This is a genomic window from Lactobacillus acidophilus (genome assembly GCF_034298135.1).
GTDB lineage: Bacteria > Bacillota > Bacilli > Lactobacillales > Lactobacillaceae > Lactobacillus > Lactobacillus acidophilus.
Genome location: NZ_CP139575.1, coordinates 638,756 through 659,572 on the forward strand (window position 1 = coordinate 638,756; position 20,817 = coordinate 659,572).

Consider the following 20,817-nt stretch of genomic DNA (forward strand, 5'->3'; position numbering starts at 1 on the left):
TAAGGAAAATGGCAGATAAGAAATTAAATATTCAAAATATGATCTTTAAGCTGGAACAATTCTGGGCTTCCAAAGGTTGTATGATTATGCCTTCATACGATGTTGAAAAGGGTGCAGGTACAATGAGTCCTTACACTTTTCTTCGTGCAGTTGGTCCAGAACCTTGGGCAGCTTGTTATGTAGAACCTTCAAGAAGACCTGCGGATGGTCGTTATGGTGAAAACCCTAACAGATTATTCCAACACCACCAATTCCAAGTGGTTATTAAGCCTGCTCCTAAGGATATTCAACAATATTACTTAGACAGTTTGAAGGTATTAGGTATTGATCCTTTAGAACACGATATTCGTTTCGTTGAAGATAACTGGGCTAACCCATCAATGGGTTGTGCCGGTGTTGGTTGGGAAGTATGGCTTGATGGTATGGAAGTTAGTCAATTTACATACTTCCAAGTAGTTGGTGAATTAGAAGTTAAACCAACTATGAGTGAAATTACTTATGGTGTTGAAAGACTTGCTTCATATATTCAAGATGTTAACTCAGTATTTGATCTTGAATGGGGTAACGGTATTCTTTATCGTGATATCTTCAAGCAACCAGAATATGAACATTCTAAATATGCATTTGAAGAATCTGATCAAGAACAACTTCTTAAATTCTTTGAAATTTACGAATCAACAGCTAAGCGTCTTCTTAGCCAAAATCTTGTACATCCAGCATATGATTACATTTTGAAATGTTCACACACTTTCAACTTACTTGATGCACGTGGTGCTGTTTCAGTAACTGAACGTGCTGGATACTTATCAAGAATTAGAAACTTGGCTCATGAAGTTGCTGTTAAGTTTGTAGAAGAACGTGAAAAACGTGGCTTCCCATTACTTAAGAGCGCAGAAGATAAGAAGGCAGGGATAGAAAATGGCTAAAGATTATTTATTTGAAATTGGTACTGAAGAAATGCCTGCTCACGTTGTACCACGCAGCGTTAGCCAATTAGCAGACAGAACCAGAAAATTTTTAAAAGAAAATGGCTTAAAGTTCAAAGATATCAAAACTTTTTCAACTCCACGTCGTTTGACTATTCTTGTCGAAGATTTAGCTGAAAAGCAGGACGATATTGATGAAGTTAAGAAAGGGCCAGCTAAGAAGATTGCGCAAGATGCTGATGGTAATTGGACCAAGGCTGCGCAAGGTTTTGCTCGCGGTCAAGGTATGACTACTGATGACATCTACTTTGAAGAGCTTAAGGGCACTGAATATGCTTATGTTCACGTTCAAAAGGAAGGTAAAAAAGCTAGTGATATCTTACTTGGTATGAGTGAAATCATTAAAGCTATGACTTTTCCTACTAAGATGCGTTGGGATTCAAATGACTTTGAATTTGTTCGTCCAATCCATTGGCTTGTATCATTATTCGGCAATGAAGTGATCCCAGTTAAGATTTTGGATATTACTGCTGGTCGCAAGACTGAAGGTCATCGTTTCTTGGGTGATTCAGTTGTATTAGCTAATGCGGATGACTATGAAGACGCATTGAAAGATCAATATGTAATTGCTAACGCTGAAGAACGCAAAGATATGATTGTTAACCAAATGGATGAACTGGTTAAGGAAAATCATTGGCAAGTTAAACCTGATCGTGATCTTCTGGAAGAAGTTACTTATTTAGTAGAATATCCAACTGTCTTTGCTGGCTCATTTGATGAAAAGTACTTAAATATTCCAGATGAAGTATTAATTACTTCAATGAAGGATAACCAAAGATACTTTGAAGTTTATGATGAAAATGGTAAACTAATTAATCACTTTATTGCTGTAAGAAACGGTAATAAAGATTATCTTGACAATGTTATCTCAGGTAATGAAAAGGTTTTAGTTGCTCGCTTAGATGATGCTCAATTCTTCTACGATGAAGACCGTAAATACCCACTTAGTCACTTTGTCGATCGTCTTAAAGATGTTTCATTCCATGATAAGATTGGTTCAATGGCTGAAAAGGTTCAACGTGTTCGTATGATCGGTGACTATCTTGCTAAGCGTTGGAACCTGCCAGAAAATGTCGTTAAGGACTTTGATCGTGCTAGTGAACTATACAAGTTTGATTTAGTTACTCAAATGGTTGGTGAATTTGCCGAACTTCAAGGTGTAATGGGGATGCATTATGCTCGTCTTGCTGGCGAAGATGAAGAAGTTTCAGTAGCAATTAAGGAACACTACATGCCAGCTACTGCAGAAGGTCCGCTTCCAGAAACTACTGTAGGTTCACTTTTGTCAATTGCTGATAAGATTGATACTATTATCACTTTCTTTGGTGCAGGTATGATCCCAACTTCATCTAATGACCCATATGCTCTTCGTCGTTATGCTTATGGTATTGTTAGAATCTTATTGAATGAGAAATGGTCATTACCATTTAACGAAGTATTACCAGAAATTATTAGTTTACTTAATGGTGTAACTCCAGCTAGACTTCCTAAGAGTGATGTTGATCAAGAAATTGCTGACTTTATTCGTGATCGTGTAAAGCAATACTTACAAAAGAATAAATTTAAGTACGACATTATTGATGCTGTACTTGCTTCAAGTCAACAAGATCCAAGTCAAATTTTAGCAGCAGCTAATGTATTGCAGCTTCACCACGACGATGAAGAATTTAAGCCAGTTGTTGAAAGTTTAACTAGAATTGACAACATCCTGAAGAAGGCTAAGTTCAAGGGTAATGTAGAAGTTGACGAAAGTTTATTTGAAGATAATAGCGAAAAAGAACTTTATGTTGGTGTGCAAAACTTGCAAGAAATTGAAAGTTTGGCAGATCTTTACCAAGGATTTGTTCAATTACAGCCAGTCATTGATCAATACTTTGACGTCAACATGATCATGGATAAGAATGAAAAGGTTAAAAATAACCGTTTAGCACAGCTTTACGCTGTTAGTGAACTGGCTGATCGCTTAGGTAACTTAAGTAAATTAGTTATTAAATAATTAGATAGAAAAGGTGATTCTTATGGCTGGACGAATTCCTGAAGAATTTATCGCCGAAGTCCGCAATAATGTAAATATTGTAGATGTTATCAGCCAATATGTGTCACTTGAAAAGAAAGGCAAAGACTATATCGGTCTTTGCCCTTTTCATCAAGAAAAAACACCATCATTTACAGTTAACGAAGAAAAACAATTCTTTAAGTGTTTTGGCTGTGGTAAAGGCGGAAATGTATTTAAATTCTTGATGTATAAGGATAATCTGACTTTTCCTGAAAGTGTAGAACAAGTTGCAGAATATGCGCATATGTCTATGCCAGAAGGATATGGAAATAGTTCTCCCGTTAAGCTAAATCCCATTATGCAAATGCATAGAGATGCTGTTGAATTCTATCAGCAAGTATTATTTACTACTAAAGCTGGTGAAAGAGGGATGCAATATGCTCAGAAAAGAGAATTAGGACGAGATATTCTGAATCACTTTAAAATAGGTTATGCGCCTAAAGAAGATAATGTGCTGATTACTTATTTACGTGGTAAGGGATATAAAGACGATGATTTGACTCAGAGTGGATTATTCGTTCAAAGTCAAGATGGACAATTATTTGATCGGTTTCGTGACCGTTTAATGTTCCCCCTGGATAATGAAAATGGGATGACAATCGGCTTTTCAGGTCGTCGAATTTCAGATGATAAGACTGAAGCTAAATATATGAATAGTCCTGAAACAGGAATTTTTAATAAGTCCAAAGTTTTATTTCATTTTGCTGAAGCAAAAAAAGCTGCTCGAGATGAAAACCATTTGGTTTTGTATGAGGGCTATATGGATGTAATTGCAGCATATAAAGCAGGAATAAAATCTGGAATTGCTTCGATGGGAACTAGCTTGACTGATGATCAGGTTTATATGTTAAGGCGAGTAACATCTAATATTATTATTAACTATGATGGTGATGATCCGGGTATACATGCCGAAGAAAGAGCTGTAAATCTGTTTAATAAAGATGGCGATTTTAACTTAGGAGTTGTTGTTTTACCAGAAAAGTTAGACCCTGATGAATATGTCAAAAAATACGGTGCTGAAAAATATTATGATGAAGTTAAAGGTGCTTTAACGCCCACTGAATTTTTCTTAAAAAGATTGGCTCAAAAGTATAACTTAGATAATGATCGTGAGAAGCTTACATATATAAGTGAAGCGGTTAAACAAATTAGTCTAGTTAGAAATCCTGTTGAGCAGGATATGTATATTGAGAGATTGGCTAAATCAGCTCAAGTATCTATTGATGCATTAAAGGCTAATTTAGCTAGAGAAAGACGTAAAAACAATCGGGTTCAAAGCCGTACACGACAGTATAAAAATTATCCTAATAGGTCTAATAATACTGTTGATACATTAATTCCACCAGAGCAGCCAATTGAATTATCTATTAAACAAACAGAAGTAGAAAAACATCCCAGTCAAACTAGGTTATTGTATTTGTTTATTCACTCTACTGAAGCACAAAAATACCTTTTGAATGGAAATTTTCATTTTCCAGATAAAGAATTTGAAAAATTGGCGGAATTATGGGTAAAATATTCGGAAACTCATAATGATCCTCAGATTAATGGCTTCTTAGATTTTATTCCTGAGCAACTTCAAGGTATAATAATAGATGCTGAGCTAGCAAAAACACCAACGGATTTTAATATTCAAGAAATTAATGAGCATGTGCATGCCCTTAAAAAGCGCAACATTTATTCTCGGCTGAATGAGCTTCAAATTGAATTACAGGATGCAAAGCGCAAAGAAGATGCACAAGAAATAATTAAGATTACTCAAGAAATTCTTGGATTAAAGAGGATCTTAGAGGCTAATAAGGAGGCTTTTTAGTGGCAGAAAAAGAAACTACACAAAAACCATCTTTAGATAAGATGGTGAAGCAAGTCGTTAAAGATGTTAAGAAGGATAAGTCAATTACTGAAGATGACTTTACTGCTCGTTTGATTAAGCCTTATAATTTACAAGGTAAGGCTGTTGATCAACTAGTACAAGAGTTTGAAGATAATGGTATTAGTATTGTTGATGAAAACGGTGATCCTTCAAAATTAGCTTTAAAGAAGCAAAAAGATGTTGAAAAAGCTGAATTGAAAGATATGTCGGCTCCTTCAAGTGTACGAATGAATGATCCTGTAAGAATGTACTTGAAGGAAATTGGTCGTGTTCCGCTTCTTACTACTGATCAAGAAATTGCACTTGCTAAGAGAATTGAATCTGGAGACGAAGAAGCAAAACAAGAATTAGCTGAGGCCAACCTTCGTTTGGTAGTTTCTATTGCTAAGCGTTACGTAGGTCGTGGAATGTCATTTCTTGATTTAATTCAAGAAGGTAATATGGGGCTAATGAAAGCCGTTGATAAATTCGATTATCGTCTTGGATTCAAGTTCTCAACTTATGCAACTTGGTGGATTAGACAGGCAATTACTCGTGCTATTGCTGATCAAGCTCGTACAATTAGAATTCCTGTGCATATGGTTGAAACTATCAATAAGTTGATTAGAATTCAACGTCAATTATTGCAGGATTTAGGTCGTGAACCAACCCCAGAAGAAATTGGTGCTGAAATGAATATGCCAACCAATAAAGTTCGTGATATTCTTAAAATTGCCCAAGAACCAGTTTCTCTTGAAACACCTATCGGTGAAGAAGATGATTCACATTTGGGTGACTTTATCGAAGATAAAGACGCTACAAGTCCAGAACAACATGCTTCATACGAAATGCTCAAGGAGCAACTCGAACAAGTACTTGAAACATTAACTGACCGTGAAGAAAATGTTTTACGTTTACGTTTCGGTCTGGATGATGGTCGTACTCGTACGCTTGAAGAAGTGGGTAAGGTATTTGGCGTAACTCGTGAGCGTATTCGTCAGATTGAAGCTAAGGCATTGCGTAAACTTCGTCATCCAAGTCGTTCTAATCAATTACGTGACTTTATGGATTAAACATATAAAAAAGAGTGAAATTACTTTTGATAGTAATTTTACTCTTTTTTTTGTTATGATTCACTGGCCTTGCCTTTGGCAATATCATCTTCAATAATTTTCATTGGGTTGAGCCAAGTCCCATTATTTCTCCAGTAATTACGGCAAGGTACACCGTGTTTATCAATATAGTTTTTATCAGTTTTAGTTATGCCTAAGTGAATGTGTGATCCAGTTAGGCGTCCGATTTTTTGGCCTAGTTTTAATTCTTGACCTTTTTTAACATAAATATCTGTAATGCTTAAAAAACCTTCTTGATAAATTTCAACATAGTCATCTTTAGAGATTACCCAAACATAGAGTCCTAATCCTGGAGCATATTTTACTTGGTGAACTTTTCCTGCGTGAACGGCGTATACTGTTGAATGCCCCACTTCGCTAAAGCCAAAGTCATAACCATCATGAAAGTAACTTTTAGTTGGATAATAACGGCGAATTACATCAGTTTCACCAAATTTTTGTCCAGATTTAAATTTTATTTTCTTTTCATACAATCGCTTAAAAGGATAGCCCCAAGTGACTTTATGAATTACTTTTTTCTTTTTAGCTTTTTTCTTCTTAACTACATGTGTTTGGGGTCTTGAAGCATTTAGATCTATGTGCCAAAGAGGAATTGAAGCAAAGAAAATAATAGCGATTAGGGCGACATATAATGATATTTTACTTTCAGTTTTTTTCATTAAAAAAGCTCATCTCGCTTTCCATCAAGTATATGCTCACTAATATTAGAATTAAAGAATACAGGTAAATCATGGTCAAAATTGTAGGCTAATTGATGATTTTGTAGTTCCTCTTTACTCATCCAACTCAAAGTACCTTCATCAGATTCTTTGAGAGTGCCAGTAAAACTATCAGCAATGTAAAAGAAAACTAAATAACGTTCATGATTATGATCATAAAACTGTTTAACACCAGTTAAACGAGGATGGAAAATAGTTAATCCAGTTTCTTCTTTAATTTCTCGGATAACGGAATCATTAAATGATTCATGTGCTTCAACATGACCACCGGGAAAGGTTAATCCTGGCCAAACCGGATCATTACGATTAAGGACTAAAATTTTATCTTTATTCTTGATCATACACATATTAGTCAAAGTTACTTTTTCTGATCTTTTCATATAAAACCCACTTTCTGTGAAGATTATAGCAAATAGTAGCCAAATAAAGTTATTAATTATGCTAAAATTTGTTTAAAACATACTCTCATGGAGGAAAAATGAACTTAAGATTAAATACTTTAGCAAAAATGGTAGATTCAGGCAGCAGAGTAGCAGATATTGGTACAGATCATGCATATTTGCCGATTGAATTAGTCAAAAGCGGTAAAATTGATTATGCAGTTGCCAGTGATGTTGCTAAGGGACCACTTGATAATGCTAAAACTGATATTATGGAAGCAGGCCTAGATAAGCAGATTGAAACACGCTTAGGTAGCGGTCTTGATACTGTTAATCATGCTGATAATATTGACACAGTAGTTATTGCCGGTATGGGTGGCAAATTAATGGTAGATATTCTTGATCGTGCTTGGCGCAATGATTATCATTTTAATACATTAGTACTTGAGCCTAATATTGGTGAAGCAGGTGTTAGAACATGGTTAGTAAATCATAACTATAAGATTGTTGATGAAAAACTGATGGCTGAGGCAGGTCATACGTATGAGTTAATTAAGGCGATATTAACTGATCAAAGAAATGAATTAACAGAAGAAGAAATTTTCTTTGGCCCTCTTATTGTACGTGAAAAAAATTCGGTTTTTTATCAAAAATGGCAAGGGCAATTAACTTATAATAGAAAACTTCTTCAAAACTTGAATAAAGCTAAAAAGAAGGATAAAAATAGAATTAGTGAAGTTAAAAATTACATTGAGTTAATTGAACAGGAGATAAACAATGACTAAAGTAAAAGACATTGTAGAACGTTTAAGAAAAGACTTTCCAGAGGATATTGCTTCTCAAGGTGATCCTGTAGGAATGCAAATAGGTTCGATGGAAAGTGATGTTACTAATGTAATGACCACGCTAGATGTGCGACCTCAAGTGGTTGAAGAGGCGGTGGAAAAGGGCGTTAATTTGATCATTAGTCACCATCCGGTAATGTTTAGACCAGCAAAGAATTTAGACTATGCAAATCCACAAAACGCGATGTATGGCAATATTATTAAAAATAATATTACTGTTTATTCAATCCATACTAATTCTGATAAAGCACAAAATGGATCGGCTGATTGGCAAGCTGAGGAATTAGGATTAAAAGATATTGAACCATTTTGTCTAGATGATGATGGTATAGCAATGGGCCGTAAAGGAAAATTACCTAAAACAATGTCAGCTTATGATTTTGCCTTTTACGTTAAAGATAAGATGGACATTAAAATGGCTAGACTGATTACTGCAAGTAATGAAAAACCAATTACAACTGTTGGTTTTATTTGTGGAGATGGAGGGAAATATTGGACTAGAGCATTAGATGATAATCTTGATGCTTTTATTACTGGGGATGTATATTACCATGTAGGTCATGATATGATTTCTTCAGGATTAACTGTAGTTGATCCTGGTCATTATACCGAGAATTTATTTAAATATAAGGTATTTGATCGTCTTAAAAAGTGGAATAAGGAAAATAATTGGAATGTTGGCGTTGAAATTTCAGAAGTTTCAACTAATCCATTTCAAGATTTGTTTTAAGTTTTAATGATAGAAAGTACGAAAATATGGAATATCCAAATTTATTACCAAGATTTTTAAAATACGTTAAAGTTAATTCACGTTCTGATGAACATTCAGATCGTTTCCCATCAACTGAAAGAGAAGAGAACTTTCAAAAGAATGTAATTATGAAAGATCTTGAGGAATTAGGCTTGAAAGATATTCACTACAATCAAAAGGCTGGTAGTGTAATCGCTGAAATTCCTTCAAATGTTGATTATGATGTACCTGTAATGGGATTCTTGGCACATAGTGATACAGCTGATTTCAATTCAGAAAATGTTAAACCACAAATTCATAAAAACTATGATGGTGAAAGTAGAATTCGATTAGGGGATTCAGAATTTTATCTTGATCCTGAAGTTTTCCCACATTTGAAAAACTATAAAGGTCAAACTATTATCACTGCTTCGGGTGATACTTTACTTGGTGGTGACGATAAGTGTGGTGTTTCTGAATTAATGACCTTTGCAGAATATTTGATGAATCATCCAGAAGTAAAACATGGAAAGATCCGTTTAGCATTTACTCCAGATGAAGAAATTGGAACCGGCGCTGAACATTTCGATGTTAAAGATTTTGGTGCTGATTTTGCTTTTACTGTTGATGGTGAGGCTCCTGGTAAGCTTGATTGGGGAACTTTCTCAGCCGCTCAATTTAGTCTGGATATTCAAGGGGTAAATGTTCATCCAGCTGTAGCTAAAGGTCAAATGATTAATGCTGTTCAAGTGGGGATTGATTTTCATAATCAATTGCCAGAACATGATCGTCCAGAACATACTGATGGTCGTGAAGGTTTCTTCCATTTGATGAGTTTTGATGGAACTGTTGATAATGCACATTTGGATTACATTATTCGTGATTTTGAACGTGATGGTCTAGAAGCACGTAAGAATTTAGTTAAGTCTACTGTAGATAAAATGAATGCAGAATTTGGTACAGAACGTATCAAATTAAAGATGTGGGATCAATACTACAACATGGCTGATGAATTAAAGAAACACATGGATATCGTTGATTTGGCAAGAGATGCATATAAAGCAGAGGGCCTTGAAATCAATGAAGATCCAGTCCGTGGCGGTACTGATGGCTCACAATTAACTTATATGGGTCTTCCTTGTCCTAATATTTTTGCTGGTGAAGAAAATATGCATGGCCGTTATGAATATACTGTCCTTGAATCTATGTATAAAGCTGTCGATGTCATGATTAAAATGGCAGAATTAAATGCTGAAAGAGCAAGAAAAGCTTAGTGAAACAATTTTAACTAGTTATATTAAAAGTATATATTTTTATTTAACTGTAATTCGTTGATATATCAGCAAATTGTGAGATCAGTTAAATAAAGCTAAAGTTATGCACTTGTAGTATTATTATATAAAAACAAGCTGTATTCCTTATAATATAGGGAATTACAGCTTGCTTTTATTTTGAAAATATTTTTTTATAAGGCGTGGAACATCATGGTAAATAATACTTGCAAGTTTTTTAAAAAATATGTATCATTACTGTAATAGATAAATAATACAGTGGTAATAGAAGGTGAGTAAATGGAATTTAAAGATAATATTCCGATTTATTTTCAAATTGAACAATATCTATACCGTCAAATTGTAATGGGGAAAATAAAAGCAGGCGAAAAAATTCCTTCGGTTAGAAAATTAGCTTTGGAATTAACAGTTAATGTGAATACTGTTCAACGAGCACTACAGGAAATGAATGCACAAGGAATACTTTATACTAAACGTGGAGAAGGTAATTTTGTTACTGAAGATACAGAATTATTGACCAAAACAAAGCAAGCTCTAATCAATAATGAATTAGATGAATTTGTTCAAAATATGAAAAAATTAGGTGTTAAAGAGGATAGTTTAGTTTCTGTATTGGAGAATTATTTGAAACAAAGTGAGGGTCAAGATGAATAATTTATTAACTATTAAGGACTTAACTTATAAGAAAAATCAAAAAACTATTTTAAAGGACGTTAACTTAAATTTAACTTCAGGTAAAATTGTGGCTCTTTTGGGTGAAAACGGTGCTGGTAAGACTACATTGATGAGAATTATTGCGGGTGTAGCTAAAAATTACAAAGGTAAAATCGACCTTGCGGGCGCAACAAAAGAAGATCAAAGAAAAGCTAAATTGTCTTTTACTGATGGATTAACTGGTTTTAGCGATTCAACTAAAATACAAGAAATAGTAAGATTTTATGCTACTGTTTTTCAGGATTTTGATGAAAATGAATTTGATGAGTTAAGAAAATTTATGAAGTTAAGTCTTGATATGAAACTTAGTCAATTGTCTAGAGGAATGCGTGAAAAACTAATTATTGCTCTGACTTTTGCTAGAAAAACGGATTTGTACTTACTGGATGAACCATTCGGTGGAATAGATGCGATGGCACGCAAAAAAATTATTAATTCAATTATTTTATGGAAAGATGAGAAATCTACAATTTTAATTTCAGATCACTTCGTAAATCAAATTTCTTCATTACTTGATGAAGTTGTGATAGTGAAAAATAATACAATTTTAGAACATAAGTCAGCTGATGATATTCGTCAAAATCATAAATCGATTGAAGAATATTATGAAAGCTTTTATGCAGATGAGGATGATGAATGATGACTAATTTTAATACATTGTTCAATAGGATGTTTCAAGAAAAATCAAAGTCAGTTTATTTAATTTATTTGATTCAAGCCTTCGCTAGTTTATGTTTTACAATAATGCTAACTTTTTCTGCAAGAAATCAAAGACCTGAATTAGTATTTGGAAGCACACATGAGTCAACTAATATTGTGGTAATGTTTTTGCTTATGTTTGCGATAATGATGCTAATTACATCATTTGTGGCAAATTTTGTCTATTGGATTATCTCTTCTGTTAAAAATGAAAAAATAAATCGTAGTCAAACTTGGCGTTTAATTCCAATTAGTGATACTAAATTTTTATTGAGTAACTTTGGTACAGCATTTTTCTCATATATTTGGCTTGGAGTATTAGAAACGGCTACTATTATAATTACTTTTTTACCTTTGCTTTTATCGAGTAATGAAATTAAAGAAGAAATTCAAAGAAGTAACTTTAATCTTAATACTCAAGATTGGGGACAATTATTAGGTAGCTTAATGATGATGATTTTATTGGGCTATGCTTGGTATGCAGTGGTTAGTCTAATTAATTTAAGTAGTAGGAGTATTATGGATTTTTTGCCAAATGGTTCAAGTAAGGCTCTGATGTTTTTGGTTAGATTGATCATAATTATTATGGTTATTTGGTTACTAAGTTATGCTGCATCAACTATGTTTTCAATAATTGGTCAATTTACTCCGTTTGAGTTTAGTGATAGCAATTTAGGAGTTGGTACAACTGTTCTAGAGTTTCTTGCCTTTGATATAGTAATAACTTTAATCGATATTTTGCTTTTAAATAAATTCGTTGAAGCTAAATAAAATTAGAGGGGAATATATATGACATCAGCTAAAGCCTTATTTAAGCAAATGTTCTTACAAAAGAGACGATATGCTCATCTTGTATTATTAGTACAAACATTTGCTGTGATCTTTATGTTTTTTATGGATTTGATTCTTAATCATCAAAATTCAATTACTGAATTTTCTAATACTTTTTTTCGCGGAAAATCTGATAATCCTCTCGAAATTATACTAGGTTTAGGTATAATGACTACAATATTCGCTGACATAATCTTTACTGGTTTACTATGTTGGCAAAATGAAAAAATAAATTTAAGTCAGACATGGCATTTAGTACCAATTTCTGATGTGAAATTATGGCTAATTAATATTTTTTCAAGTATTGCAGAATGTGCGTACATCTTTATTATTCAAGTATTAGTGGGTGCAATTGTATTTATGCTTGATCTTGGTGGATCTCTTTTCAAAGAAATTACCAAAATATTTTTTAAAGCTTCTTTTTGGGTCACAGTAGAACAATTTGGTGAACAAATTTTATACTTGGTTGGTCTTGTTTTAGTCATTTTCACTTTTGTTAGTTTTGCCAATTTATTAACTAGAACGATAACAGATCAATTGCCTATAAAAAATACAACTACCATTAAATTAAGTGTTATGGCTATTTTAGTAATCATAGCAGTTACGATTGCACTTAAATTGAACGATCAATTAACAATGTTTTATATTCATTATGCTGTTAATGATGCAATTGCTAATGTTTGGGATTGGTTTAGAATTTCTATTTTGGAATATTGGATCGTTGCAATTGTTTTAGGATTAATTGATAGTTTCTTAATATCAAAATTTGTAGAACCTAAAATCGTAAGTTAATAGAAAAGGATGAATAATTTGACTAACTTATGGACACTCTTTAAGCAGATGTGGCTCCAAAAGAGAAAATATATTTATTTAGTTTTTCTGATCAATATAATAGTGGTAGCTGTTCTTTCTATATTGGCGCTATTTGGAGAAAAATATGGAGTGAGGAAATATTGGCAGCATAACTTTGTAAGTATAACCATTTATGTTGACTTGGCATTTTGCAGCATAATGTGCTGGCAAAATGAAAAAATAAATATGAGCCAAACATGGCATTTAATTTCTGCAAGTGAGCCACTTGTATATTTGATTAACGTATTTAGTAGTTTGATAGCTTGTGCTTATTTTTTCGTATTACAGCAACTAATGAATGGTATTTTGCTAATGCCAACGTCTGGTATAAATGCTTGGATTCGTGCTTCTCAAGGATTCTTTATGTTTCCGGGAAAGTATACTACAACAGAAATTTTCTTATATAAGTTAATTTTTATTGCACTAATTATTATTTTTATATATTTCTTTGTTAGTTTTGTTAACTTTGCTTCTAAAGTTATCGCAGATTTTTTGCCCTTCAAAGGAACTTTATGGATTAAATTATTGATTATTGCAATTTTGGTAATTGTAGCTGTTTATCTTGGGCTTATAGTTACTTCACATTTAGATTCATTTATTATGAGAGAGCAAGTAATAGAGTATGTTGATCCGCTTTGGATAGATAATTTAATTTTCTTAATGGTAGATATACTATTAGGAATCTGTAATTCTATTCTTGTTAAAAAATTTGTAGAACCTAGAATTGTAAGGTAAACTAAAAAGACTTCATTCCTAAATTAACTAGGAATGAAGTCTTTTTAGTTATACAAACTTAAGCATTTGCAGACATGTAATCATAAAGTTGGTTAACTTCTTCGGCTGTATAATTGCCGTCACCAGTTTTCATTGCGTGTACTTTCTCTACGGAAAGATGACTTGCAAAAGCTAAGTCTGTATCATTAACGTGATGTTTTACTTGAAAATCGATAATTGCGTCAGATAATTCGTTTTGCTCATTCATAATAAAATCTCCTTACCCTTTAATTTTAATCAAACAATTTATAAAAATAAAATTTTTTGCCGTTTAATTTATTTAAAATGTTTTCCATTGATTAAATGGCCAATAACGAAAGATAACTCGTCCCACAAGAGCATTTCGTTTTACAAAACCAAAGTAGCGTGAATCTTTTGAGACATCTCTATGATCTCCCATAACGAAATATTCATTTTTAGGTACGCGTTCTTTTAATGTGAAATTATTTGTATAAAGCTGACCTAAACGATGAGCCTGTTTTTCGTATTTATTGTTTAAATATGGTTCCGCAATTTGTTTGCCGTTGATATAAAGTTTATCATTTTTTGAAGTAACCATATCTCCTGGCATTCCTATGATTCGCTTAATATACAGAGCACCTTTTTGATCAGGAGCTTTTAAAATTACGATATCGTTTCGTTTAGGATTAAAGTGTCGTACTGCTATTAAACGATCATTGTTTTCAAAGGTAGGCTGCATTGACGGACCCGAAACAGTTTCGTTTGAAAGGAAGAAACTAAATACAAAGTAGTAAATTCCCATTAAGATTGCAAACATAATAACTATGTCTAAAACAAAGCGACCAATACTTTCGTTATCGTCTTTTTTCTTCTTTAGGTTTTCTACCATTAAATAATTCTCCTTTTACTTACTGTTTTTATTATAACTGATTTATATCGTCTTGAATGGTAAAATCATTAGTAAGGTATAAACATATGACAAATTTTTTAGAGAAATCAGTTGAATTAGATAAAATAATCCAATCTCCTGATGTACATCAACAAGTTGAAGAAATGGTACAGATTGATCAATATGTGAAAAAGGGGATGCCGATGCCTAAAGCTCCAGCTCCATTAGGTCTGTTACCAGATCAATTTGAAGATATTTTACAAGAGATTGGTATAAATAAAAAAAGAAAATTAAGGGATATTAATAATTTATTTAATAATTTTCGGCAATATTTATCACTAAAATATGGCATTTGGTCAGTAGCTAATATTAATACAGCTAGATTAATTAAGAAAAAAATGCATGTTAAAAATGCTTTGGAAATAATGGCTGGTAATGCATATTGGTCTCACGCACTTGAAGAAACAGGAATTACGGTAATTAGTACTGATTCATTAGAATGGGCTAAGACTTCTTCTACCGGGGCTAAGCCATTTCATAAAGTGATAGATTTAAAGGCTGATCAAGCGATTGAAAAATATCAAGATGTAGACTTAATTTTATGTTCTTGGTCGCCGAATTTTGGCAATAGCGATATCGAAACTATCGCTGCCTGGCGTAAGTTTAATCCAAATAGTCATTTGCTTTTTATTGGTGAAAAAGATGGGGCAACAAATTCAGTTGAATTTTGGTCACAAGATTGGTTTAAACAAACAAAAGAATTAAGAGAAATTAATCGGTCATTTCAGAGTTTTGATTTTATTAATGAACAGATATTTGAGATAAACAATGAATTTTAAAAAAATCTTTTTGCTATTAGTCCCATTATTAACATTTTTAGGGATAGGAACTATGCTTTCTAATATTGAATCAGGATACGCTGATGAATTGTTAGAAGCTCATGGATTAACTAATAATACGAGATATTTTAGAACTGATAGTGATGAAAGTATCAGTTCGTTTTTACAATATTTAGATAAAAATTATGCGCATCGTCAGATTCAATTACATCTTGATAGTAATTATGAAAAAAAGCAGGTCTTAGTTTGGGCAAATCGATCAGTTAAAAGTTTACCTATTGAAACAGGACGCTACTTTTCATTAGATGATTTTAAAGGAAAAGTTTCATTTGCAATTCTAGGACCATCGGTTAATGTTAATTTGCTAAATGTCCAAAATAATAAGTATGTGATTTTAGGACAAAATTATTATTCTGTTATAGGCGAGTTTAAAGATTATCCTCAAGTAGAAATGGATAAATATTATTTAAGTACAGGTATCGACCAACCTACCGCTAAGAATCAACTTAAAAATTATCGAATAGTTATTGATAGTTCTCCTAGTGTGATTGAAAAAGTAGCCAAACATTATCATGGTAAAATTCACATTCCGTCATTTGTCCAAGAACATCATCGCGATCGATTTTCTGTGATTCCTAATATATTATTTTTAATTGTTTGTGCGTTAGTAGGTCTTATTAGTAATGTTTTATTGGCCATTTTAATTAAGCGACAAGCTAAAATAACTAGCCTACATGGCGATTTACTACGTAATTGGGTAATTAATCGTAGCGTACGTTTATTCATGATAGAGGGTGTTTTTGCCGCATTATCATACATCTTTCTTAGATGGCATGCATTTTATTCATCAAATACATCACTAATCATAAGTTTATTATGTGCATGGATACTTTACGTACTAGCTTTCTGTGTAGAAATTTATTATTTAATGAGAAAGGGTAAGAAACTTGTTAAATCTACCAAATGAATTTAAAACTAAATATCAAAATTTATTAGGAATTGAAAAAGCCAACGCACTTTTTAGTGCAATGAATGAGGCTAGTAAAAAAGCATTTAGGGTTAACACGTTAAAAGATAGTAACGAAAAGGTTTCATATAAATTAAATAATCCAGTTCCAGAAATAGATCATGCTTATTATGGTGAAATCAATGGGGAAGATCCAGAATGGGTTAGTGGAATAGTATATTCTCAAGATCCCGCAGCAATGTTTCCTGCTGCTATTAGTAAGGTAAAGCCTGGAGCAAAAGTGTTAGACTTATGTGCCGCGCCTGGTGGTAAAACCACAGCATTAGCTGAAAAATTGCAAAATGAGGGAGTATTAGTTGCAAATGAAATTTCTAATGTAAGAGCAAAAGCATTAAGAGAAAATCTTGAACGCTGGGGGGTTACCAATGCTTTAATAACTAATGAAAGTCCGGAAAAACTTTCACCAGTCTTTCCAGCTTTTTTTGATGTAATTTTAGTTGATGCGCCATGTAGTGGTGAAGGAATGTTTAGAAAAAATCCTGAAGCGATAGACTATTGGTCTCAAGATTATGTATTAACTTGTCAGACAAGGCAAAAGGATATTTTGAATGAAGCAATAAAAATGCTTAAACCTGGTGGTAGTTTGATTTATTCAACTTGTACTTTCTCACCCGAAGAAGATGAAGAGATTGTTAGCTGGTTAGTAAATGACCATGATTTTTCTATTTTGGATCCACATATTAATGATCCTAGAATTAGTCTTGGACATCCTGAATGGGCTGATGGTAATGCAGACTTAACCAAAACTTTACGTTTTTGGCCACAAGATGGAATAGGTGAAGGCCAATATGCTGCTATTTTGCAAAAGAGTGGAGATATTAAACAGGAAATTGATAAAAAGCGTAAAAATAAAAGAATTAAACGTAATCCTTTGAGATTGACTAAGAATGATCAAGAATTGGTTGCAAAAGTAATCGAACAATTTAACTTACCTGTTGGTTTAGAAGATTGGCATGAAAAAGCACTGGTAAGACAAGATCACGTTTTTGTACCAGCGATAGTTTTACCTGAAAATATTAGATTACGCATTGTTAATAATGGTGTAGAACTTGGAATTTTGAAAAAGAATCGATTTGAACCGGGGCATCAACTAGCAGAAGTATTAGGTCAAGTAAAGCAAAGTAGGGTAATTGAATTAGCAACCCTTAAAGATTATCAAGATTATTTACACGGTGAAACTCTTAAAGTACAGAGTGATTTACGCGGGTTTGTATTAGTCAGTTATAGGAACATGATATTTAGCTTTGGAAAAATCGCTGGTAATCAAGTTTTGAAAAATTTTTATCCTAAAGGATTAAGAAAGTAATTTACAATGGGACTCATTATAAGATAAACATTCAGTTTGTTTAAAAGTTGTACTTACTTACTTTTAGTAATATACTAGTAATGTTTATGAAAACAAGATTGGGTGAGAAATGAAAAGATGAATAACAAAATTTATATGGATAATGCGGGAACTAGTCCTATGGCTCCACAAGTCGTAAAGACTATGACTGATATGATGACTAATGTTTTTGGTAATGCTTCAGCAACTAATTACTATGGTCGTGAGGCAAAACGTGTCTTAGAAGATAGTCGTCATATCTTGGCTGAGTCAATAAATGCCGATGACAAAGAAATTATTTTTACTAGTGGTGGTACCGAGAGTGATAACACTGCTATTATGCAAACAGCTTTGGCTCGTCAAAATGAAGGGAAACACATTATTTCTACTAAATTTGAACACGAAGCAGTATTACGTCCACTTGCACGCCTTGAAAAAATGGGCTTTGAAGTAACTTATTTGAACGTTGATAAAAATGGTCAAATTAATTTAGATGATTTGAAAAATGCAATTCGCCCAGATACTATTTTGGTAACCATCATGATGGTCAATAATGAGGTTGGTAGTTTAGCTCCGATTAAAGAAATTGGCGAAATTGTAGCTCCTACTAATGCTTGGTTTCATACTGATGCAGTTCAAGCTTATGGTGAAGTGCCAATTGACGTAAAGGATATGAAGATCGATCTATTGTCAACTTCAGCTCATAAATTAAATGGTCCCAAATTGCTTGGCTTTTTATATGAACGTGATGGAATTAAATTACCTTCATTTATGCTTGGAGGAGATCAGGAATTAAAGCGTCGTCCGGGAACTGAAAATGTACCAGCAATTGCTGGTTTTGCTAAAGCCATTGAAATTCACTCTAATAAGGCAATTATTGCAAATGAAGAACGCTACTTTAACTTTAAACATGCTTTGGTTGATGGGCTTAAGAAGAATGGCGTTGATATTGAAGTGAACGGCAATATTGAAGATCAAATGGCTCCTCAAGTCATCAGTATTTGGTTTAAGGGAATTCGTAGTGATGTATTATTGACCAATTTGGATTTAGCTGGAGTGGTAGGTGCTGCGGGGTCTGCATGTACTGCTGGTTCACTGGATCCTTCACATGTTCTTATAGCTATGTATGGCAAAGATAGTCCACGTGTTTGGGAATCTTTAAGATTTAGTTTTAGCATTGAGAACACTATTGAAGAAGTAAATTCAGTAGTTGAAATTTTGACTAGAATTATTAATCGTCTAAAGAAATAAAAAAATCTCATACTTATTAGATTGCACGTCTAATAGTTATGAGATTTTTTATTGGCTTATTTTTCGTCATCGAAAGGATATTTCATTCCCCATGAAGTTCTGACGCTGGTTAAAATACGTGCTATATCATGTGACATTTGTAATTGACCATCATCATACCCTTGTTCAATGTATCTTTGCATATCTGCAACTTCATATTCTAGAGCTTTGTTACCATCACCAGCCGTGATTTTTTCATGTTTTTCTTCATGTGCACTAGCTGTATAAGTGATATCAGCTTCTGTTGCTCTTGGATATTGGTTAATTTCAACATATCCTTTGGTTCCTGATACAACTCCGCGTTTAGGTTGTTTTGCTCTCATAGACAGTGACATAACTACCATTTGGTCCTTAGTGTTTTTCATGATAATACCGGATTGTTCGTCAACCCCGGTTTCGAAGAACTTAACAGTAGTTAAAATTATTCATCTAAAAAAGTTCTGGCAAAAGCTGTAGCATAGCCACCAATATCAAATAAAGCACCACCAGCCAGGTCTTTATTGAAAAATCGATTCTTAGGATCATAATCTTTAAGTGAACCAAAATTAACTTGGATCATTTTGATTTTACCTAATTTGCCCGACTTAATAAGATCAGTGACTTTTTTATAGATGGGCATATGATAAAGAGTAAAGCCTTCAGTTAGAATTAAACCCTTTTCTTTAGCCATTTTTTCTACTTCATCAAATTGTCTAGCATTAACAGTAATTGCTTTTTCACAGAAGACGTGCTTATTGGCATTTAGAGCTTTTTTAATGTAGTCATAGTGGAAGGTATGAGGAGTAGCAATATAAACGATGTCTACATTAGGATCAGCAATCATTTTATCTGGATCTGTATAAACATGTTGAACGTGTTTTTCTTGAGCAAAATCTTTAAGTGTAGTTTCATTAACACCAGCTGCTGCATAAATTTCACTATTTACTGCGTTCAACGCATCAGCCATATCATGTGCGATCCAGCCGTTACCAATTATTCCCCAATTGTATTTTTTCATTTTAAATCACCTTTCTTTATTTCAAGTGCTTCATTATTGTTATTTGTTGTAATTAAAGATGTTACCAAGTTGGAAAATAAGAACTTGCTATAACACCATTTTGTTTAAGAAGTTGTTCGTTAATTTGAGCAATATCGTTCCAATTTGGTTTATAAATATCGATTATTAAGTTGCCTAAAGGACTTCTCGCAAAAGAAGAGGTATCAAGACGTAGCTCTGCTTTAAGATTTAAGGAATGGCAAAAATTCATTATTTGTTTAACAGTAGGGGATGCCACTTCTATACTCAATGGTACTTTAGTTGATAGTTCTTTTTGGATGCGTTCTTGAGGTAAAAGTAATATATATTCTTTACTCATTTGGGCAGCAATTTTTTCATAAAGATAGATATTGCCACCACTTTTTAAGGTGTTAAGGGAATAATCGATATCGCATCCATCAAATGCGATATCGATTTGGTCAGTTTCATTTAAAGAATGAACAAATAAACCTATCTTTTGACAATTATATCTAGATTTCAGAAGGAGAGACAAGATTAATTGCTAAAGAAGCTTGTTTAATAGTTTGTGCTAGCTTAAATACATTCTGTCCTCCACCTAAGCTGATAGTCATATTAGGCTTAATCTTG

General features: G+C 33.1%; 21 protein-coding genes and 1 pseudogene. 16 read left to right on the forward strand and 6 right to left on the reverse strand.

The genetic code is table 11. From position 1 onward, the window contains the following. The first annotated feature begins 8 nt into the window (after nt 1–8). Genes glyQ through rpoD form a run of 4 tightly spaced genes read left to right on the forward strand, consistent with a single transcriptional unit; the run spans nt 9 to nt 5,967 of the window. The gene (gene glyQ, locus SO785_RS02810) at nt 9–926 is read left to right on the forward strand and encodes a glycine--tRNA ligase subunit alpha (protein ID WP_003547621.1); all 918 of its coding nucleotides are present in this window, start codon (nt 9–11) and stop codon (nt 924–926) included. Beyond that, complete coding sequence (gene glyS / locus SO785_RS02815) at nt 919–2,982, forward strand: glycine--tRNA ligase subunit beta (RefSeq protein ID WP_003547620.1); 2,064 nt, start codon at nt 919–921, stop codon at nt 2,980–2,982. The genes glyQ and glyS overlap by 8 nt, the downstream gene beginning before the upstream one ends. Nucleotides 2,983–3,004: 22 nt before the next feature. Further along, nucleotides 3,005–4,855 (forward strand): DNA primase, encoded by a 1,851-nt coding sequence (gene dnaG / locus SO785_RS02820; protein ID WP_003547619.1) that lies wholly within the window; start codon nt 3,005–3,007, stop codon nt 4,853–4,855. After that, nucleotides 4,855–5,967, forward strand: a complete 1,113-nt coding sequence (rpoD, locus tag SO785_RS02825) for an RNA polymerase sigma factor RpoD (protein WP_021874094.1) — start codon at nt 4,855–4,857, stop codon at nt 5,965–5,967. Before dnaG ends, rpoD begins: the two co-directional genes overlap by 1 nt. 53 nt (nt 5,968–6,020) lie before the next feature. Here the strand turns inward: rpoD and SO785_RS02830 are convergent, their stop codons facing one another. After that, nucleotides 6,021–6,686 (reverse strand): M23 family metallopeptidase, encoded by a 666-nt coding sequence (locus SO785_RS02830; protein WP_003547616.1) that lies wholly within the window; start codon nt 6,684–6,686, stop codon nt 6,021–6,023. Further along, the gene (locus tag SO785_RS02835) at nt 6,686–7,126 is read right to left on the reverse strand and encodes an 8-oxo-dGTP diphosphatase (protein WP_003547614.1); all 441 of its coding nucleotides are present in this window, start codon (nt 7,124–7,126) and stop codon (nt 6,686–6,688) included. The genes SO785_RS02830 and SO785_RS02835 overlap by 1 nt, the downstream gene beginning before the upstream one ends. A gap of 98 nt (nt 7,127–7,224) precedes the next feature. On the opposite strand from SO785_RS02835, the gene SO785_RS02840 reads away from it, so the two are divergent. The 8 genes from SO785_RS02840 to SO785_RS02875 all read left to right on the forward strand — a co-directional run bounded on the left by SO785_RS02840 (nt 7,225) and on the right by SO785_RS02875 (nt 13,824). Continuing rightward, entirely contained in the window at nt 7,225–7,911 is a 687-nt protein-coding gene (locus SO785_RS02840; RefSeq protein ID WP_003547613.1) for a tRNA (adenine(22)-N(1))-methyltransferase, read from the forward strand. Next, nucleotides 7,904–8,701 carry a Nif3-like dinuclear metal center hexameric protein gene (locus SO785_RS02845; RefSeq protein WP_003547612.1) on the forward strand — a complete coding sequence of 266 codons (798 nt, stop codon included), beginning with the start codon at nt 7,904–7,906 and terminating at the stop codon, nt 8,699–8,701. The genes SO785_RS02840 and SO785_RS02845 overlap by 8 nt, the downstream gene beginning before the upstream one ends. A 26-nt stretch (nt 8,702–8,727) precedes the next feature. Further along, a complete protein-coding gene (gene pepT / locus SO785_RS02850; RefSeq protein ID WP_003547606.1) occupies nt 8,728–9,975 on the forward strand; it encodes a peptidase T in 1,248 nt (415 codons plus the stop codon). A 297-nt stretch (nt 9,976–10,272) separates the two neighbouring features. After that, nucleotides 10,273–10,647: a GntR family transcriptional regulator gene (locus SO785_RS02855; RefSeq protein ID WP_003547604.1), complete on the forward strand. Its 375-nt coding sequence runs from the start codon at nt 10,273–10,275 to the stop codon at nt 10,645–10,647. Beyond that, a complete protein-coding gene (locus SO785_RS02860) occupies nt 10,640–11,347 on the forward strand; it encodes an ABC transporter ATP-binding protein (protein ID WP_003547603.1) in 708 nt (235 codons plus the stop codon). Before SO785_RS02855 ends, SO785_RS02860 begins: the two co-directional genes overlap by 8 nt. Then, nucleotides 11,347–12,177, forward strand: coding sequence for a hypothetical protein (locus tag SO785_RS02865; protein ID WP_025079763.1), 831 nt, complete (start codon nt 11,347–11,349; stop codon nt 12,175–12,177). The genes SO785_RS02860 and SO785_RS02865 overlap by 1 nt, the downstream gene beginning before the upstream one ends. Before the next feature lie 18 nt (nt 12,178–12,195). Next, complete coding sequence (locus SO785_RS02870; protein WP_003547601.1) at nt 12,196–13,029, forward strand: hypothetical protein; 834 nt, start codon at nt 12,196–12,198, stop codon at nt 13,027–13,029. Nucleotides 13,030–13,038: 9 nt separating this feature from the next. Continuing rightward, nucleotides 13,039–13,824 carry a hypothetical protein gene (locus tag SO785_RS02875; RefSeq protein WP_003547600.1) on the forward strand — a complete coding sequence of 262 codons (786 nt, stop codon included), beginning with the start codon at nt 13,039–13,041 and terminating at the stop codon, nt 13,822–13,824. Nucleotides 13,825–13,882: 58 nt separating this feature from the next. Here the strand turns inward: SO785_RS02875 and SO785_RS02880 are convergent, their stop codons facing one another. Together SO785_RS02880 and lepB are read right to left on the reverse strand one after the other, a co-directional pair. Continuing rightward, complete coding sequence (locus SO785_RS02880; RefSeq protein ID WP_003547599.1) at nt 13,883–14,071, reverse strand: LBP_cg2779 family protein; 189 nt, start codon at nt 14,069–14,071, stop codon at nt 13,883–13,885. A gap of 72 nt (nt 14,072–14,143) precedes the next feature. Next, nucleotides 14,144–14,713 (reverse strand): signal peptidase I, encoded by a 570-nt coding sequence (lepB, locus tag SO785_RS02885; protein ID WP_003547598.1) that lies wholly within the window; start codon nt 14,711–14,713, stop codon nt 14,144–14,146. 86 nt (nt 14,714–14,799) lie between these two features. Here lepB and SO785_RS02890 point away from each other — a divergent pair, with 86 nt between their 5' ends. The 4 genes from SO785_RS02890 (at nt 14,800) to SO785_RS02905 (ending at nt 19,154) form a co-directional block, all read left to right on the forward strand. Beyond that, the gene (locus SO785_RS02890) at nt 14,800–15,552 is read left to right on the forward strand and encodes a hypothetical protein (protein ID WP_011254372.1); all 753 of its coding nucleotides are present in this window, start codon (nt 14,800–14,802) and stop codon (nt 15,550–15,552) included. Continuing rightward, nucleotides 15,542–16,519 carry a hypothetical protein gene (locus tag SO785_RS02895; protein WP_003547594.1) on the forward strand — a complete coding sequence of 326 codons (978 nt, stop codon included), beginning with the start codon at nt 15,542–15,544 and terminating at the stop codon, nt 16,517–16,519. The genes SO785_RS02890 and SO785_RS02895 overlap by 11 nt, the downstream gene beginning before the upstream one ends. Further along, a complete protein-coding gene (locus tag SO785_RS02900) occupies nt 16,500–17,885 on the forward strand; it encodes an RsmB/NOP family class I SAM-dependent RNA methyltransferase (protein WP_015613372.1) in 1,386 nt (461 codons plus the stop codon). Before SO785_RS02895 ends, SO785_RS02900 begins: the two co-directional genes overlap by 20 nt. Before the next feature lie 117 nt (nt 17,886–18,002). Next, on the forward strand, nt 18,003–19,154 hold the full coding sequence (locus tag SO785_RS02905; RefSeq protein ID WP_003547591.1) for a cysteine desulfurase family protein: 1,152 nt from the start codon (nt 18,003–18,005) through the stop codon (nt 19,152–19,154). Nucleotides 19,155–19,210: 56 nt separating this feature from the next. On the opposite strand, the pseudogene SO785_RS02910 reads toward SO785_RS02905, so the two are convergent. Both SO785_RS02910 and SO785_RS02915 read right to left on the reverse strand, forming a co-directional pair. Continuing rightward, nucleotides 19,211–20,190, reverse strand: a pseudogene (locus SO785_RS02910) (Gfo/Idh/MocA family protein). A gap of 61 nt (nt 20,191–20,251) precedes the next feature. Next, nucleotides 20,252–20,722 carry a ribose-5-phosphate isomerase A gene (locus SO785_RS02915; protein WP_003547580.1) on the reverse strand — a complete coding sequence of 157 codons (471 nt, stop codon included), beginning with the start codon at nt 20,720–20,722 and terminating at the stop codon, nt 20,252–20,254. Nucleotides 20,723–20,817 lie beyond the last annotated feature (95 nt).

What these genes read in the sequence shown, in the direction of transcription:
- SO785_RS02865 (WP_025079763.1), top strand. Translation starts at nt 11,347, where the DNA reads ATGACTAATTTTAATACATTGTTCAATAGGATGTTTCAAGAAAAATCA.
- pepT (WP_003547606.1), top strand. Translation starts at nt 8,728, where the DNA reads ATGGAATATCCAAATTTATTACCAAGATTTTTAAAATACGTTAAAGTT.
- lepB (WP_003547598.1), bottom strand. Translation starts at nt 14,713, where the DNA reads ATGGTAGAAAACCTAAAGAAGAAAAAAGACGATAACGAAAGTATTGGT.
- SO785_RS02845 (WP_003547612.1), top strand. Translation starts at nt 7,904, where the DNA reads ATGACTAAAGTAAAAGACATTGTAGAACGTTTAAGAAAAGACTTTCCA.
- dnaG (WP_003547619.1), top strand. Translation starts at nt 3,005, where the DNA reads ATGGCTGGACGAATTCCTGAAGAATTTATCGCCGAAGTCCGCAATAAT.
- SO785_RS02835 (WP_003547614.1), bottom strand. Translation starts at nt 7,126, where the DNA reads ATGAAAAGATCAGAAAAAGTAACTTTGACTAATATGTGTATGATCAAG.
- SO785_RS02895 (WP_003547594.1), top strand. Translation starts at nt 15,542, where the DNA reads ATGAATTTTAAAAAAATCTTTTTGCTATTAGTCCCATTATTAACATTT.
- SO785_RS02905 (WP_003547591.1), top strand. Translation starts at nt 18,003, where the DNA reads ATGAATAACAAAATTTATATGGATAATGCGGGAACTAGTCCTATGGCT.
- SO785_RS02875 (WP_003547600.1), top strand. Translation starts at nt 13,039, where the DNA reads ATGAATAATTTGACTAACTTATGGACACTCTTTAAGCAGATGTGGCTC.
- SO785_RS02830 (WP_003547616.1), bottom strand. Translation starts at nt 6,686, where the DNA reads ATGAAAAAAACTGAAAGTAAAATATCATTATATGTCGCCCTAATCGCT.
- glyS (WP_003547620.1), top strand. Translation starts at nt 919, where the DNA reads ATGGCTAAAGATTATTTATTTGAAATTGGTACTGAAGAAATGCCTGCT.
- SO785_RS02855 (WP_003547604.1), top strand. Translation starts at nt 10,273, where the DNA reads ATGGAATTTAAAGATAATATTCCGATTTATTTTCAAATTGAACAATAT.
- SO785_RS02880 (WP_003547599.1), bottom strand. Translation starts at nt 14,071, where the DNA reads ATGAATGAGCAAAACGAATTATCTGACGCAATTATCGATTTTCAAGTA.
- SO785_RS02870 (WP_003547601.1), top strand. Translation starts at nt 12,196, where the DNA reads ATGACATCAGCTAAAGCCTTATTTAAGCAAATGTTCTTACAAAAGAGA.
- glyQ (WP_003547621.1), top strand. Translation starts at nt 9, where the DNA reads ATGGCAGATAAGAAATTAAATATTCAAAATATGATCTTTAAGCTGGAA.
- SO785_RS02890 (WP_011254372.1), top strand. Translation starts at nt 14,800, where the DNA reads ATGACAAATTTTTTAGAGAAATCAGTTGAATTAGATAAAATAATCCAA.
- SO785_RS02860 (WP_003547603.1), top strand. Translation starts at nt 10,640, where the DNA reads ATGAATAATTTATTAACTATTAAGGACTTAACTTATAAGAAAAATCAA.
- SO785_RS02840 (WP_003547613.1), top strand. Translation starts at nt 7,225, where the DNA reads ATGAACTTAAGATTAAATACTTTAGCAAAAATGGTAGATTCAGGCAGC.